We start from the raw sequence: 17,795 nt of genomic DNA, 5'->3' as shown, positions 1-17,795 counted from the left end.
ACTTCCGGGATGACCTCGTGATCGCCATTGTCGAGGCAGAACTGCAGCCAGTTGGCATGAAACTCCGCGAAGTGACCCCGCATCTCGCCCCAGGCACTGCCAAGGCCCGCCTCCGGAGGTGATAGCTCCAGCATCTCCACCATCCGACCGCTCTTGCCCCGGGCCCAAACGTGGGGATCCGAAATGTAGGCGAGGAGGTCGGAGAGAGGCAACCAAACATTTAACAGTTTGTTCTGATGGCGAACCGAGTTTCTGAATTGAGTTTTTTCTAAAAGTTTTTCAGCCTTCCCAAACTCCAACAACGCATCAGGCACCCGATTATCGCCCACCACATTCGTGCCAAGATCAAGAAAAACCAATCCCCGGTTCATATGTACTGTGGCAAGCTTTTTGTGTTCAAAAATACTTCCTGAAAGAGAGTCGTGTTGCAGCGCATCTTTAGCAAGATTTAAGAGTTCGAGAGCCTCTGACAGCTGCCCGGACCTTCTCCGAAATGCTCCCTTGTTAAGATAAAGGGTGGCAGATAGCGAGTAAAAGTCCTCGATGTCCATCCTGCGGCGCCCCAAGATTTCTTCTGCGTTTCTATATGCCTCCTCTCTCTCGTGCTCATCTCCATCTATGTCGCACAATACACCCCAGTTTATTTCTAGCCGCACATGATGAGCATCCATTTCTGGGTCTGCCTTCACGTTGTCCGAACGGAACACACGCCGGGCGCGTTCGTATGAGGACCGAGCTGCGCTATTCTCTCCAAGTCGTTCCAGTAATAAACCTTGATTGACCAAGCTCATTGCTTTCACTTTGTTGAAAGCATTCGGTTTCACCTGTTGGGCTCTCTTCAAAAGGTCCAAAATTTTTTCGGTGATTTTCAATGATTCGATCGTTTTTCCTTCCTCATCCGCAGAGACTGCAAATGGCAGTAATTCTTCAGCCCTCCTTCCCAATCTCCTCCAGTTAGCGCCACCGAAACCCCTGGGGGTTCTGTCCATGCTGTCGGATTTCGCGACAATCTGGGCATAGAGATCATGAGTTTTTGCCGTGTTACCAAGAGTTCTGTAGTAGATAGCCAACTGAGCTTTCGCCATCTTCAAAAGTTGCATGAACTCTGTGACATCTGAATAGCCATGATCGGATATTAGTTTGATCGCAGATTCCAATTGTTCAGCTGCTTTTCTGAACTCCCGAAAATGCTCGTGACATCTACTCAAGTGAATTAATATTTCGACTGAGATACGCGCTTGAGTTGGCGTGAGTGTACCTGAGTTTTTTTCAAGAAGCTTTTGGGCTAGGCGAAACTTGCCCCGAGCGTCTTCAATTTCATTCAACGAAAATAGTGTTTTGCCAAAATCAATAAGCAGATTGACCCGCTCCTGATCAATTGAGACTTCTTGGTAGCTATCGGAGAACTGCTCGTACTGCTTTTCGGAAACCAGAAAATCGGAGATGGCCTCCGCTTTCCGGCCCAAGTTACTTTTTGAAGATCCCCGGGCGTGGAAAGCCTTTGCATTTAAAAACAACCAAGATTCACGGTCTAACTCCACTTCGATTTTTCGTAGTTTTTCCAAAACGATGGTTTGAAAGGATAAAGCCTCGCTCCACCTATGAAGCGCCATCGCCGCTCCCGAGCAATTCCAGGCGAGCAACAACACTTCCCTCAAAATATGCGATTGATCTTTGGGTTTTTTGGCCAAGCTTTCGCGGAGCGCTGGCTGTGAAAGCCTCAATACGGTGCTCCAATCACGCATGTCGCTGAGTTCTTCCAATTCCTCCAGAAGAGCAGTTAACCTGCTCTTGAAGTTATCCATATCGGCCATTGATGCTGTCCTATTCTTATCGGCGATCTCTCACGCCGATACGTTAGGGTGAACTAGCCCACCACACCAGCCGTGAGCAGGCGGTTACGCGGAAGGCTAGGTTTTCTTGACTACGCACTCGGGCATAGCGTTTGAAACCGCCTGACCACTGGCGCCCCATCGGGCGCAGCCATTCGTCCGACCGCCTCATAGTTCGGCAACTCCGCCAATTCGCGCGCACTAACATCTGTTCCCATCCAACGGCTCATCAGGGCGGCGTCCACAGGCCCCTGCCGGAAGGAGATGACAGTTCCCGAATTCGCCAGGATGGCGTGAGCGATATCATCTTTGTGGTTTCGGCCGTCAACCTGGCTGATGGATTGGTTGGCCAGGGTGAGTTCCAAACCGAACTTCCGACCTTCCGACAGCATGCTGCTCACCAGTTCGCTGGAGTAAGCCTGCACTTCATCGAGATACAGTCTGAACGGGCGTCGTTCAGAAGGAGGCAAGGCCGCACGCCGAAGTGCGGCCGCAAATATTTTCGTCAAGAGCAAGGAACCGACCAGAGAACTGTCCATATCGCCAAGTGTTCCCTTTGCCAGGTTGGCAAGGAACACCTTTCCGTTTTGCATGGCGTCAAAAAACCGGATCGACGAGGTGGGGGCGCAAAGGATCGGCCTCAGAACCGGGTTGGCGGTCATACTTGTCTGCTTCGACAGGATATACGGCGCGATGTTGTCCAGCGAGATGTCTGAATGGGTAACGCGCTCGGCAATGCCTTTCCAAAACCGCACTGTGTGTTCGTCTGTGCAGTTTGCTATAAGTTCCTGACGCCACTTCCTGTCAGAAAACACACGATCGAGGTCGGCCAGATTTACCTGCTCTCTTCCTGATCTCATCAGCAAAGTGAGACTGAACTTATAGTAAGTTTCGAACATTGGCCCAAACGCCTCATGCACATCCCGGTAAAGGACACGTTTGAATGTTGAGATCAATTGATTGCAAACGAAATTGCTATGTGCCGCCTCGGGCAACCCTTCATTCTCAAGTATGTTTAGACTGAAGCCATGATTGGGATCTGCCAGGTTGGCGAAGGTTGTACGGTCGAGATCTTGGGCACTCAAACGACTAAAAATGCGGGTCGCCGAGTCACCGTGCGGGTCAATCAGGCCGACACCGTATCCATTTCGGATGTCCTGCAAGATCATGTTTTCCAGGGCGCTTGATTTACCGGTGCCGGTGCCACCGCAGAGGTAGACATGCTGACCTCTGCTCTTGTCCGCCAGAGACACGGAAAGGTTTGCACGTGTCGTTCCGATCTTCGTACCTTCGAGTTGCGCAGCAGAAAACCGGCGCGCAGCGGCGTAGGATTCCAGCTTCAAAAGAGACGTTTTCTGAGGAAACACAAGGCATGAGCGTGTTCCTCGCGGAACAGCAATCGATAGATTCATCTCGGGGTCGAATTTGGCCGCATCAGTGGTGCCAGAATTTCCGAACGTTTCTTCGCTGAGCGTGGATAGCTGCCAAGGCGCGAAGTCAGATTCCCCGCTCAAATAGACTTCCGCAGACACACCGCTTTTTTGAATCTGCCACGCATTCAGCCAGGTGGAGCACCGATGTAACTGCTGAAGGTCCGGATAGTGCAGAAAATCTTCAGACATCCGTGCACTTAGACTGCCATTCAGAATGCTCAGCGTTCGCAGATCTGCAGCCGTCAGGGCGATCGATGAGAGGACGACTTCAAGGACAAACGGCTTGCCAACAGTTGCCAGCTGATTTGCAAGGTGATCGATCCGCACCCAGGAGCACATGGGATGGGGAAGCACCAACCTCCTCGGAGCAAACTCGCTGACAGCACGAGGCTCCGAAAATACCTTCGTATTTTGCCGGAGTGCTTCAGCCAGGTATTCCGTCGGTGTCATTGCTGGCGGATACAGTCGAGATTGGTTTTTCAAGCTGCATTCATTAGCTGTCTCGGTTTCTTCCACCGCGATGGCTGAATACCCAGGGAAGCTGGCATGGATGGCCGACCCCAGCTCAACCGCATGACGGTCAAACTCATCAAGGGTGCTGCCTGCGAGCATGGCCGTCACCCGAAACGAGTTTCCTTCGCGGGTTCCCCAGTGGAACCTGAGGCGTAGCGAACTGCCCGAAGAAAGAGCTGACACGAAGGAGGTCAGCGCTGAAAGGGCCGGTCGTCGAGCATGGGTCTCGCTGTCACTCTGAACAAGCTCGAAAGCGATCGAAGCTTGCTCTTTTCCAGTGCGCATATTCGAATGGACAGCTTCGCATGTGAGAGGCGGGGAAACGTGATCTTTGGGCATAAGAGCCTCCATCGGCTGAATGATGTGGTCGAGTTTTCTGGCATTGATTGGACTGGCTGTACCCCGGCCGGTTTCTTGGTATCGCTGTGTTTTGCTCTGTGGGCGGTAACGAGAGCACTTCCCACGCGGCACTCGGAAGAGACGTCCGGTCCCCTGCGGATAGTTCCCGGAGGTTTTCGAATTTTTTTGCAGTGGGGATATGGTGCCGGCTGACTTCCAGCGACCCACGTACTCTGCCGCAGTGCCGCATTGGGCCATGGGGGGCACGCATGGCGTGTGAGGTTGCCACTCGGCTCCTTCAGTCCACCCTCGGTCGCAGCCCGCAAACGGGATCTGTGCAAGGGATGTCCGGTGGCCGGGCAGAAGCTCCCGATGATGTGGTGCCCCGGTTGCAGCGGGGCGCCGCGCCCCTAGCTTAGTGCAGCGTGTTAGTCTTGGCGGTTTCTCCGAATGCGATCATGCCGTGTTTGAGCAGTCCGAGTTCGAGGGGGGGCGGTGCGCGCGTGGCGATGGCATGGTCCAGCAGGCGGGTGGCGTTGCGGGTCAGGATATCCCTGGCCGTGGCCATGCGCTGATCCACCGGGGTGGTGTCTAGCACGTCTTCCAGCTCGTCCAGCGTGGCCTCTTCCAACCACCAGGGGGAGATCCGGCGCAGGCTGGTCATGCAGTGCTCCAGGTCATTCTCCATGAAGGTCATGCTGTCTTTCACATGGTTGCGGATCTGCGGCAGCACCCGGGCCTCGAACCCGTCCCGCAGCCGGGCTTCGGTGCCCTCCGGCCAATCCCCGTTTGCCAGGCGCGCCTTGGCCCGCGCCAACGCTGCCTCAGCCCGGGGTTCCCCTGCGATCAACTCATCGGTCACGATCAGGCTCAACACATAGGCCCAGAAGTCCGGCACCGGCGGCAGTGCTGCAATCACAACCTGGGTGCCGCGCCGCAAAAACCCGGAGACAAGCCCCGAGGGTGATCCGTCCAGGGGGCGATCCGCACTATGCCCTCCCAGGCAGATATTGAGAAAGACCACGTCGGCAACCGGCCCCTCGGACACGGTTGCCTCGTCGATCGTCCTGCCGGGACCCAGCAGGATCACCGGGCCGGTGTCAGGCGTGTCGCCATGGCTGGCCACATGCAGGTAGTCGAGTGTCGGTCCCGCCGGCCAGAGCGCCGGGAAGGTCACCTCGGCCCCACCTGCTGCCTGCCACATAGCGCTGACCGCATCCCCCTCGGCCGCGGCAAGAGGGATGTTCCCATCATCATGGCTCAGAACGCCGATGCGACGGGGAGTTCCCTGCTTCGTGACCGCAAGTGATGCTGAAACACTCTGTTTGTCAAAAAGCCCACGCTTCAGGGCGAAGAACACCAGGCCCGGGTATTGCACGATCTCCAGATCCTCAGGGGCTCCCGCTGTCAGGCCCACGAGATGCAGCGAGCCATGGGTAATACCAATCACCCGGCGCACCCCTTTCAGATGCGGTGCCAGCCTGGACCAGAGAACCTCCTTCTGAAGCTCTTCAAGCGTCGGCCAAAACTGACTTAAATAGGGGGTTTCTGCTTCTGGGTCTGGAAATGCAGGCTCGCCGACATTGAGCCCATACATTTCCATCGCGTATTTTGTACGCTTGTATGCGCTTATTGTCGAAGAACTGTTTCTAGACACATTTCGAGTGCCGTCTCCCTCAAGATTGTTCCGACCATAATCGAACCCGTTGACGCGGTATCCACGCCCGCTAGAGCTCCTCGAAAGAAGCTCAGCACACAGTGATTGAATAGCTGAAGCCGATTTGAGTAGACCATCTGCAGAAAGATATATGGCTGTATTTGGCTTGAAAACAAGCGCGTGAGCGCCAACATGATGACCTTTTTGATTGTGCTGATTTATCAGCACTAGCAATGCCTCGTCACTCCCCAAGCTACTTTGTAAATCGGCAACGCGAATCGATTGATTCGAAAAACTCAAAATCTCAAACCCTGGATGTCGGCGCGCCGCTTCGCGAAGCTTCCGCAATTCACCATGCTTTTTTAAGTACGTGGCTTTCTTCGATTCAAGCTCGGCAGTTGAAATATTTGTGTCAAAATCGAAACCCTGATTTTGAGAAAGCATTTCGCGCAGATTATTCCTCGCTTTTTGGAAGGCCCCAAGCTCGGTATCGCGCAAATCTCCCTTATTCAGGGACAACTGATCCAGAGCTTCTGCAACAATTTCACGCCCTTGAATTGCGATGAGAGCTTCAGGGACCATACTCAATTTCCTCGCACTAAAGCAGTACCGAAACCAATTCGTGTGAAAACCAACGAAAAATTTACGCATCGAGAGCCAGGTCGAACTCTTAGAGATTTCAGGTACTGATAGCTCCAAGACTTCAGTCATTTTTTGACTGGCAAATCTTGTCCAAACCTCCATATTGCTCATTGTATCAAAATGGTTGGAAAGCAAAGCGTAAACAAGGAAGCGCAAAAACTGACTGTCTAGACTAAATCCTACATAACCGCTGTCCAACAACTTCTCAGCGGACTTTAAGTCATCAAAAATCTCCTCGCGATGCGCAACACCATCCAAAATCTGTAGAATATTCGCGCGTTCAGCGAGAAGATAAGCTCTTGTCCAATCAAGCCAACGGATTGCTCGAACATTCGCATTATTCAGATCGCAAAGAGCTTCATTGATTGTTTGAACCGATTCTGAATATTCACCATTTCCCTTTAGTGCAATTGACTTCCACCTTCTGCAAATAGCCCTCAGGCGATCGACTTCCGCGTTTTCACCGCAACTAAACGCCTTAAGAGCATTCAAAGAGGCATTGCATGCCGAAACTGCTTTTTCACATTGACCCATACGCAAAAAAATTTGCGATCTTTTAATTTCGAGTGACGCGACAAATTTTTTTGAACTTCCCGATAACGTACTATCATTCTTCAAAATGGACAGTAATTCATTGCACTCTTCAAGAGCGAGAGAGAACTGATCGCGCAATGTGAATGAACGCACGCGATGTATGGAAAATTGCACACGTGCCGACAGCCAAACGTCACGTTTGTGTTTGATTCTTGGAAGTAGGGGAATTGAGGTCCTGTAAATATTTTGGAAATTCAACAAGTCGCCTTCATCCAAAGAAATTGCGGCCTTTATCGATAAATTTTTCAAAAGTAATTCGTTTATCTCATCACATTTTTGATCCGCCACTTCAAGTAGAGCTGAATGCGCTTCCTCAATTGCGCTATTGGCGGTGACATAATCTTCATTTATCTTGTGGATTTGAGATTTTATTTGCAGTAGTCGAGCCTTACGTACTGCAAGTCGCACCATAGATTTTTGCTTTGAATCCCTGAAATCAATTGGCACCGCTCGAATTGCTTTCAGCGCGTCGTCATGCATCCCAAGTCCAAAATACACATTTGCCAAGGTGGTCCACAAAATTTCCAACTTCTCTTCGCCCCCAGGTTCATCGGCATGCCGTTCTCCCGTGTAGTACTCTCGTGCTATTTCCAGTTCTCGAAGCGATTTACGAAAAGATTCGTTTTTGTGATAAGCAACACCACGCAGCAATCGAATATGGGCATATTTGGATGCATTTTGCCGGCTATCCATCAGCCAATTTTCGTCAATGTGCGATAGCGCATTTTTTGACGCATTTAGGGCATGATTAGGTCGGTTCAATGCTATCGAAACACCAGCAATTCTTCTGTTCACATCGACAATCCATAAATCCAAATCATCACTCTTTTGAAAATTGTCACTCGTTATAAGTTTTCTGACCTTGTGAAGATCTTTTAACGCTTTCTTGGGTTCATTTAACTTGATAGAAGCGTCCACTCTTATCATGTAGCAATCCCGCAAATTATACGTGACAGCTGGATTGTCTTGTTTGGGGGAAGCCTTTATGAACTTAAGTGCTTTGGTTATTGACGATAGCGCCTTTTTGTAGTTTCTTGTTCTATAGTGCGTTGCGCCAATAAGTCGAAGAATGTCCAATCGATAGGCAACCATTTCTGGCAGTTTTTTGCTTGGATGGCTTCTGATTATCCTGTCTGACTTTCTAAATGAAGTTAGCGATTCGTTGAGCTTTCCGATTTTGGCAAGCGCTATCCCACGGCCCTTAAGTGCACTTGCTCGCAAATGAATAATTGGCAGCTTGTTTGCGGACTTTGATTTGTTTGCCACCCCTAAGCTGCAATTAAACGCGTCCAATGAGGGCTGAAATTCACCCTTTTTCCCCAATATTTTTCCGCGTTCAATATATATTACCGCGTGAGTTGCAATTAGGGAGATTCTTTCCTTTCGAGGAATCAATTCCAGCACGGATAATGCACTGCTTAACGACTCAAGCGCATCTTGGTGTTTATTTTGTTGAGATAGCGCTCGACCGCGTTCTGTGGAGCAACGCACTTGCCAGGTGTTCCACACTGAGCTTTCATTACCCTTTACGTTTCTACAAATAACTTCATCCATTTTCGTGAGAGCGAGCAAAGCAGTTTGCGGTTCGTTCGCTCTGATAAGTGCGTTTGCCTGTTGGTAATGGAGCCTTGCTATTTCCTGTTCAACTTCTGGGCAACTTTCTGGCTGTATTTTTGTCAAATAGCTTTCTGCAATAGTGTAGTTTTCGAAAGCTCCAGGAAAGTCTCCGGTCCTTTTGGATGCGGCAGCGCGCGCCATAAAAAGCTGCGCCTGTTCAAAGTTGAGAGATTTTCTGTCGCGTGTGGAAGCTTTTTCCAAAATCTCTTCCGCTTGGTTGAGCAATTCGGTGGAAGATGCGTCGTTTTCCATTACGATCTTCGCCCGTGAAAGAAAAACTAGTAATCGAGCTTTGTGGATAGCTTCCGTACTTCGATCTTTGATGCTCACTTGGTTTATGTTGGCCAGTGCGACCGAAGCCAGACACTCAATTTCCTCCCATTCGCCGTTATAGGACAGTGTCCGCAATTCGCGTATAAGTGCACTCGACTCTATTGATCTAGTGATCGGAGATTTGATCATGTGGTCAAGTTCCTTTTACATTTAATCCATGCAGCAAAGCTTTTGTTCGTCCAAAATAGTAAGCGAAAAGAGGCTGTACGTTGTGCGCGAATTTTGCCCGCCCTGCATGGGGAGAACACGTGGAATTGCCTCGCGCAAAACGGGAGCCTCTCCAAGGGTTCTAACTCCTGCAGTAAAACCGTCTGTCTGCTCTTGAAGCCATCCATGTCGGTCATTGATGCTGCCTTTTGCCTGTTGGCGATGTCTCACGCCTCGACGTTAGAACGGACTGCCCAGCCACGCCAGCCGCGTCGCCGGGCAGCCCGAAGTTTGTTAGTGCTTTTGTGGGCTCCGCTTGCGGCTCCGACGCCCGGGGTTCCCAGATCGACTTTGTGGTTTACGCCCAGGTTTCCGCTGATGCCGATTTCGCGCCTTGTGACGCCTACGATTGACAAACTGTTGCTGAAGCGACTTTGCGCCGTTCAGCCCATCGATGAGCGCCATCAGGGATTTGCCCAGGAAGAACCCCGTCAAGAACCCGGTTGACGCGGTGATGGTCAGGTACCGAACGGCGGTGTTCAACAGCCGCGTCACGCCGGGGCCGCCGCCGTCAAACAGGTGCCAGATTAGAATGGCCGAGATCGACACGGCGACCAAGATTGCCACTTCGCGGATCCGCAGAAACGACGCCATCATGATGGCAAACAATGCTCCGGATGCAACGGATGCCACATCGAAATTGAGACCGGTGGTTTGAATGACCTCAGACATTGGATTCATCCTCTCTTGGCTCGTTTCCCGTCAACAAGCGACGTGGCCCGCTCCAAAGCAGGAACACCGCGCCTGACAGCATTGACATGGTTAAAGTCGACAGGGCGGCCGGGGCGCCTTCCGGCCCCAGCAGGGCATGAAGAACGGCCTGAAGAACGCCGATCAGTGCCAGGACGAGGCACATCACGAACAGAGCAAGGGGTGTGGTCTCAACAAGGCCTACGCGGCTTGCCAGGTCTGCAAACGCGAGTATGACGATAGCCAGGGTCAACAACCGGGCTTGCGACAGGGTTGCGAGTACACCAAGAAGGTATGCCGCCAACAATGGGGGCGCAAACAAATCGCGTATCGCAGATCCGGCTGCGCTGAATAACTCGGGGATATAGGTTTCCAGGGTCATGGCCTTAATCCTTTGGTGATCTTTATGGTGCTGAGGTCCGCATCGGCCAGGATCTATCCCGACCGACATCTGCCTTGGTTTGCCCGGGCCTCTGGAGGAGGCCCGGGATGGTGCTTTGGTTTGCGCCCTCAGGGGGATGGGCCACAGGGGTTTGGCACGCCGGCAGACCCCGCCCCGGCGCCACTTTCAACTGTGTCCCCTGTGCCCAGCGGTGGGCGTTTCGGAAACAGAGTGTCAAAGCGGGACTGCGTGTCAGTCAGCCAGGTGGCTGACGACATTGGTTTGTCTTGAGTTTGCAGCCACGTTCCAGTGTGGTGCGCGAGGTCTTCAAAGCTCTTGACAGCCGGACCTTCGACCGGATCGGAAGGCTTGGCATCAGGGGTCCTGACGCCACCGCTTTCCCCGCCAGTTTCAACACCTGGAAGCGACAAGGACGAACCAGGGTTCAGAAGCCGTTCTGCGACAGCCTTGAGGCTTTCCGAGCTACCTTCTGCCGCTGCAAAGCCGACAGGCATCACACAACATGCTGCGGTAAGGATCAGGGATCTGCAGGTCATTGGCCCACCCCTCCCTGATTTGGCGCCGTGAATACAGGCTGCCTGATCACCTCACTGGTTCCACCTTCGCTCAAGTCTTCAAGAGAAACCTGAAGACTTTGCAATTGCTCAATGGTTGCGAGGATGGTTCGATCTCGTCCCGTTTGTGCAGACTCAACTGTCACTTTGGGCGGATGCTCGGGTTTGCTTGAGAGCGACATCAGGCCGACTGTGATCAAGAGCGCGATGAAGGGTGCTGCAAAAGCAGACAGGAAACCCGGGCTCATTTTCGGTGAATAGGTCATTGTCCCACCCCCCCGTCAAAATTGCGGAAGAAGTCAGCCAGGGCCGCCTGGTCACCACCGTCTTCAAACAGAGGCGACAGGTTTGTCGCAGGGCTCTCGCCCGTCACGGAAGCTTCTAGGCGCTCACCTTCAGACTGGTGCATCGCATCACGCACGGCGTTTATCGAACTGGTCATGCGAACAACGCCAGTGATGACATGATCTGTCTGCACCAAGGCCATTTCAACGGTGGCAGCTTCATTGACCTGCGCGACATAGAAGTTCTCTTCCGTCGCGCGGTGCTGAAGCTCCGATTGGACGAGCGCCGTGTTCTTGGCCGCCACCTGGAACACGCCAGAGACTTTCGCAAAGCGCTCGTAAGCCTTCTGGCGAAGGTCAAACATCTTCTTAAGATGGCCTTCTCTGGATTTGAGATGCCGCCATTCTTCCGCCAGCCCTTTGGCTTCGAAATACTCGTCACCCTGAAGCTGACCATTGGCGAGGACGAAGTCTTTCACGCGCTGCATGCGTTGCGAAGCCTGAGCAGCGTCGGCTTCCAACTGATCAATCTGGGACTGGGTCTCAGCCGCTTCCTTCTGCTTGGCTTCTGCCAATTCAGCGTACTGACGCGAGCCATCAGAGAGGATAACGGTTGTATTCCCGACAATTTCCGCCGCCTCGCCGAGATGCACGTGATTGCTCATGGCTTGATCGACAAAGCAGTTGAGAAGATCGGGAATATGGCTATCAGCCTGGACACCGCGGGTCTCAACATTGCGTTGACAGGCCACACGGTCCTGTTGCGTCTCGATCAATTCGGATGCGAGCGCACCAAGAGCACCGGCTTCCTTGGCCACACGCTCTTCAAGAGCCGCCTTGATCGCAGAGGGATCCGGGTCTTCCCGGACCGCAAATTGGCCCTGCCCGGTCGTCTGGGCTGCAGCGTAGGTTACGGACAATGGACCGGTAATCACGAGAGCGATTGCCGTTCCGGTGAAGAGGGATTTCAAGTAAGTGTTTTTCATCGGTCTTACTCCGTTGAGGTGACCCGCAAGAGGAAGGTTCTTTGCGGGAAGGCCACCCGTAGCCTGGATCTCCCAGGTGGTTCTGGATGGCTCTCGAAGGTGACGTCCGCTCGAAAATCCAGTCATCCCGAAAAAAGTTTTAAGAATGCGCAAAGAACCGTGAGGTGGCCATAGCGGCCACCCCACGCTCAACCCTCAATGGATCCGGGCAACCTGACCATCGTCCGCAATCGGATAGTCGTGACGATGGCGATGGCTCGAAGCATCCCGCAGATGCCGCAATTGGGCATCCAGACGATCAAGGCTCTTGGCAGGGTCAAGATACCACTGCAAAGACCAGATCCTGAACGTGGTCCATCCGAGGTTTGTAAGGACCTGATCGCGTGTCACATAAAGGTCGGTCACAGAAACAGATGCATCTTCCGCGGTTTGATCGGTCAAAATGGCCGCGAGGTACACCTCGGGATCATGCGGGTGTTCAATCGCAAGGTCAGCGCCCAATCCAGATGTCCCCAAAGACCGCCTGACCTGCCAACCGCGAGCTTCAAGAGCCGTTGCCACGGCCTCCGCAAAGGCATTTGGCGCGCTTGGCGAACCGTCGCCCACTTTCCTTTGGTCCGATCCGGGGCGGGTCGCTGCAAACTCAAGGAATGCACGCAAATGATGTGCACCTCGGCTATTGGTGCGTTCCGGGTCAATGTCACCAGGTCGAAGAGACGCAAACACGTGCATTTCCGAGCGAGCACGCGTGATGGCCACGTTGAGCCGCTTTTCCCCACCGGCAGCGCTCAAGGCCCCGAAAGTCATCGCGACCTTACCTGTGCTATCCGGTCCGAATGTAACCGAAAACAAGATCACATCCCGCTCATCACCCTGGATGTTTTCCAGGTTGCGAACGATCACAGGCTCAACGCGCGCATCGTCAAAAAACCAGTTCAGACTTTGGTTGTCAGCACGCTCCTGCTCCAACAAGTCCTGGATCAGTTCCTGTTGAGGCGCATTGAACGTGATGATGCCGAGGGTGGGACGATCAGCCTCAGGCAGCAAAGCCCATTCTTCCATCAGGCCAACGGCTTTTCGAACAATGAGCTTCGCTTCGACCGGGTTTGTTCTTGAACGGCCGCGCCCATACGTTCCGCCAGCACTGTGAAGGCGCAACGCGGATGAGACCCGAGCAACCGACGGGAAGGTAAGCAGGCGGTTTTCATAGTAGTGCTGGTTTGAAAACGCTATCAGCCCTTCATCGCGACTGCGATAGTGCCAGTCCAATGTGCAGGCTGGCAAACCTGTCGCCATGGCTTCATCCAGCACACTGCCAAGATCACTTTCGTGTAGCTCCTGGCCTTCCGGTTCCTCAAAACTGCGTTCGAAGAACCGAGTGGGCGGCAGCTGCTGCGGATCACCAACGATTACAGCCTGCTTGCCGCGTGATAAGGCACCAACGGCGTCCCAAGGGGTGATTTGAGATGCTTCGTCAAATACCACGAGGTCAAATTCAGGAAAGTCCGCAGGAAGATACTGTGCGGCCGTCATGGGGGACATCATCACGCACGGGGTAACTGTCTGCACAACGTCGGGAATCTTTTCCATCAAGTTGCGGATCGGCAAACTTGGGCGTTTGAGGCCCATCTGATGGCGCAGTATGCCGAAGCTGGAATTGCGGGCAACACTGTCAACCTCGGGCAACCCGGTAGACGCCGCGAATGCAATCTCTTGCGCGCATTCCGCCCGGGCCTTACGCAAAGAGCGGGCCAACCGTGCGACTTCATTGTCCCCGGCCATCTTCAATGCGTTGCCGAGCACGTCGCTGCCATCAATATTCTGCGGTAGCCAGCTTTGAAAGAAAGCTGCTCGGAAATCCTTGATAGGGTCGCCAATCTGGCCTTCTGTCAGCGCGTCGCAAAACGAAGACAGCCCATTGTCTTCCGCGTCCTGCCGGACCTGGCCCCACTCGATCCAGTAAGGCACCAGGTCCATCTCAAGACCCAAGCCTGTGACCTTGTCACGGACGTCAGACAAAGATCCAAACTCCAGATCTCCACCTGCTATGCCATTAAAGTCGACCAGCGCCACCTCAAACTCGGTCCGGCTTCGGCTATAGGCATTGATGAGGTCTGCGTCGGGATCCAGTCGTGTTTCTGTCTTCGGCTGGCTTTCGTCGGCCGCCTGGCTGGCCAGGATGTCTCGCAGACTATGTGACGCCTCCAGCACCCCGGCGACCTGAGAAGGATCCGTATCAAGCCCATCGAAAAGGTTGAGGCCGCTGATGGGTGTTTGGGCCAGTTCAGCATTGATCTGCCGCAGCTGTTGAAGTGCTGGTATGTCCGTCTGTGGACAGGCCGTGCCAGAAACAGAATAGGTATGAAGCAAACGCCGGACCTTTGATTGGGCCAATACTGAAGCCGGCCAAAAGGAAGCTTGCGCTTCACGCCATTGCTTTTCAAAGTCATCCAGAGGGATTGGCGTTCCCGTCTCTGATGCATATTGGGCACCCATTGAGCCACGCAACATGCTGGCCCGCCCAAGCAAATCCATTGTTCGATCATCCGATTGCTGAAAGCTGTCGAACGCCTCTGCAACAACATGAACATCTTCAAAGGCGGCGGTATCACTGGGTAACTGGTTCAGCGCATCCAAAAGGTCGAGCAAACCCGATGACACGTCGTTGTCGATTGGAATGGCAAAAGACCGCGCAAGGTCCAGGGCCGTACCCTCCAGGTCGGTGGCCGCCGTCATCAGGTGGATTGCGGCAGCTTCGAGGTTCTTACGCCAGGAAATTGTGAACTTGGGCACACAAATCAATTCCAAATGGGCGCAGGCCTTAATGTGATCAAACACTTCTGCAGCACGGCCGCAAAAAGCTTCCAAATCATCAAGGCCCGGTAACGATTGCCCCAGTTCTTCAAGCTCAAGCTCGAATGGGGCGTCATGCGCCAACACGTGGCCAATGGCATTTCCAACGCTGACACCCGCTTCATCAGGATCAAGCAAACTGCGTGTATAGAGCGCCAGCGCTTGTTCCTGATTGTTATAGGCGTCCACGGCATCGAGCGCCGAGGCTTCGGACCGGTAAGCCGATTTGGTCCAGGCTGCCGCCAGCTGTTCAATCACATCCTTTCGGGTTTGCGACCCGGTATACAAGGCCAGGCAGGATGTTGTCAGTCCCAAGGCATCCAGGCGACGCAGGACCACTTCATGTGCGGCAGGTTTTTCTGCGACGAACAGGACCTTTCGGCCTGCCTCAATGCTTTGAGCAATAATGTTTGCAACGGTTTGGCTTTTCCCTGTTCCCGGGGGCCCCACAATTACCACATCTTTGCCGTCGGCGACCGCATGGATTGCCTTTGATTGGGTAGCGTCAGCCATCAAAGGTGGGACCTTTGAGGATCCATTTTCCAGCCCGCTGAAGGTGAGCTGATCTGGATGGAAAGCACTGTAAGGAATAGGGGGGCTTTCCATCAGGTAGTTCACAAAGCGGCTTTGGCCGAGAGACGCTGCGCGCTCACCCAAATCGTGCCACATGTTGTGCTTGGTGAACGAAAACGCACCGAGCGACACAGCCTCGACGATCTCCAGCCCAGCAACTTCATGGACCGAGGATCGCACGGTCTCGATCGCGTTTTCGACATCCTCCGCCAGCTTTCCACGATCCCCACTGAAAGAAGGAACAGGAAGGGCCAGCTCGAAATCTCTTTGCAGGAACTCAACAAGCGTCTCATTGAACAGCAACTCGTCATCACGCAGGCGCAACTTGTACTCGGACTTGGTGGACCGGCGCTCCAACGCGACAGGTACAAAGACAAGCGGGGCGAGGTAACTGTCGCGATCCCCCACATTCTTTTTCCAACGCAAAAAGCCCACGGCGAGAAAGAGAGACTGAAGGCCGCGTTCTGCAAGATCGCTACGGGATTTTCGGGCAAGCGTTTTGGTGCGTTTGTCCAACTCTTTGCGAGAAAGGCTGGTCAGAAGCTCTCCCTTCGCAAAAGACGTGTTCACCAGCTTCGCAGTGGGTTTGGTGCCCGCACCCGCCGACTTGGAGGATTTCCGAACCGAAATCTCTTCAAGTGGTTTCAACCTCAGCGCCTCGTCACCGCTCAGCTGGTCAACAAGTGAGTCAGGTGACACACAATGTAGCGCAACCCCTTGCCGCACCGGATCATGATTGAGCATGGAGTTTCGCAGAGACAGGTCCAATAGTTTCTTTCGCCATTGATCCAGCCGGCCAGTTTCGTCGCGAGCAGTCTCTTCTGTTCGCAACTTTGGCCGAAGCGGCGTGGTTTTTCCGGGGCTGAGATTTACGCGCGGGATTTTGCGATCCTCTGGCCCGGTATTGGCCGTGCTGGCCATAGGCTTAATCCCTGCCTCGCGCGCGCGGGCGATATCGACAGCAGCGAAGTAACCGTCGCCGTCTTCGAATGCCAAATGCGCTTCTCCGCTCTCCATCGCTTCGGGAAAATGGCATCCGGTTGAGTTCGACGTTGCGAGGGTGCACTCGAAAGCAACAAACTGGCCACCGGTCATCGCCTTACGCAAGTCTTCCTGGCACGTGATCACAACTGAAGGCGCTGACTGCTCCTCCAGCCAGACACCTGTGTATGCATGCATACCAAGTTCGGTGTCTTGAACAACGACGACCGGATCAAATCCGGCGTACTCAATCGCGCTCGCAAACAAAACACTCATGTCCAGGCAATTTGCCAGGCCGCGCGCACGGATCTGATCTGGAAGTCGGACCTTCTGTCCGTGCGTTTCAAACGATGGTGCATGCAGCGAATAGCCGATGCTCAACTCACATATTGCAGACCAAATGGCCGACAGGATTTCGGTGACACGCTCCCGATCCTCATCCTTGTACCCCCTCAGAGAAGGGTTGTTCCCGGATGACTTCAGGATTTCCGTTGCCCGCTTCACCAAAGCCACCACACTTGGATCGTTTGGCCCAACAAAGGCGGCAAGCAGAGAGCTTGACGTTGCCATCCCGCCCCAGTGGTTGCGCGCCAGCACTTCGATCGAATGCTGGTCGCGGGCCAGGACCTGGTCTTCATGCCGCAGGGTGAATTCAATGTTGCCCCGCTCTGTTTCATTCAGGCGATCAAGAAATTCGAGGTCGGGATGTAATCGCCCGACCGGAACTTCGACCGTCTGTAATGCTGGCAGCGACGACAAATGCCAAGTCGCTGGGAGCAGCGCGCCAGGGCGCGTTACCAGCTCAAGGGTCAAGTCTTCCAAAGCGCGTGCGGTGTTGTTCGTCACCTGGATCTGGGTGATCAGGTGCGTGCCGTTTTGGACATGGGCATAGCTCATCTGAGGAACCGTACTGACTTCGATCGCAAAGCCTTCATCGGAGTCTTTGCGCTCTTGGGAGTTTTCGGCGGTGTCAGGTGCAGGGTGATCGGCGGGAGTGTATACTGTGTCGGGCATCGTCTTGATCCTTCAAAAAGAGGTTTCGATGTAAGCGATGTCCCTCTCCGGGTGAGAGTCTCCCGAAAACTATGAGGTTTCTTCTCGCCGTTCTCACCCGAGCTCGAAATCGCCGCCCAAAAATCGGCTGTGAAGTTGGCCCATTTACGCTGCGGTTCGGGATCGTTTGCGCTCCGCCCGGACATTCTTCACACAAGCCCCGCTCGTGGGGTTCAATGGAGGATGGACCGATGGAAACGATTGTTAAACTGACGCACCATGCAGAAACCCGCAGCAACCAGCGCGGCATC

8 protein-coding genes are annotated in these 17,795 nt (G+C 53.6%); all 8 read right to left on the bottom strand.

Features of this window, described 5'->3' with window-relative positions; genetic code table 11:
* Window positions 1-1,814, bottom strand: a 1,814-nt coding sequence (locus RXV86_RS21970; protein ID WP_316302718.1) for a hypothetical protein, incomplete at its 3' end; no start/stop codon positions are given.
* Window positions 1,815-1,924: 110 nt separating this feature from the next.
* The gene (locus tag RXV86_RS21965; protein ID WP_316302717.1) at window positions 1,925-4,063 is read right to left on the bottom strand and encodes a type IV secretion system DNA-binding domain-containing protein; all 2,139 of its coding nucleotides are present in this window, start codon (window positions 4,061-4,063) and stop codon (window positions 1,925-1,927) included.
* Window positions 4,064-4,532: 469 nt separating this feature from the next.
* Window positions 4,533-9,089: a CHAT domain-containing protein gene (locus RXV86_RS21960; RefSeq protein ID WP_316302716.1), complete on the bottom strand. Its 4,557-nt coding sequence runs from the start codon at window positions 9,087-9,089 to the stop codon at window positions 4,533-4,535.
* A gap of 312 nt (window positions 9,090-9,401) precedes the next feature.
* Complete coding sequence (locus tag RXV86_RS21955) at window positions 9,402-9,839, bottom strand: hypothetical protein (protein WP_316302714.1); 438 nt, start codon at window positions 9,837-9,839, stop codon at window positions 9,402-9,404.
* A complete protein-coding gene (locus RXV86_RS21950) occupies window positions 9,832-10,239 on the bottom strand; it encodes a hypothetical protein (protein ID WP_316302713.1) in 408 nt (135 codons plus the stop codon). Before RXV86_RS21950 ends, RXV86_RS21955 begins: the two co-directional genes overlap by 8 nt.
* A gap of 553 nt (window positions 10,240-10,792) precedes the next feature.
* Window positions 10,793-11,080: a hypothetical protein gene (locus RXV86_RS21945; protein WP_316302712.1), complete on the bottom strand. Its 288-nt coding sequence runs from the start codon at window positions 11,078-11,080 to the stop codon at window positions 10,793-10,795.
* Window positions 11,077-12,084 carry a hypothetical protein gene (locus RXV86_RS21940; RefSeq protein ID WP_316302711.1) on the bottom strand — a complete coding sequence of 336 codons (1,008 nt, stop codon included), beginning with the start codon at window positions 12,082-12,084 and terminating at the stop codon, window positions 11,077-11,079. The genes RXV86_RS21945 and RXV86_RS21940 overlap by 4 nt, the downstream gene beginning before the upstream one ends.
* Window positions 12,085-12,279: 195 nt before the next feature.
* A complete protein-coding gene (locus tag RXV86_RS21935; RefSeq protein WP_316302710.1) occupies window positions 12,280-17,505 on the bottom strand; it encodes a DUF4011 domain-containing protein in 5,226 nt (1,741 codons plus the stop codon).
* Between the last annotated feature and the right edge of the window lie 290 nt (window positions 17,506-17,795).

It is taken from the genome of Aliisedimentitalea sp. MJ-SS2 (genome assembly GCF_032586155.1).
Classification (GTDB): domain Bacteria; phylum Pseudomonadota; class Alphaproteobacteria; order Rhodobacterales; family Rhodobacteraceae; genus JAWHTC01.
Note: the sequence above shows the minus strand (reverse complement) of the source record. Positions and strands in the feature narration are given on the sequence as shown.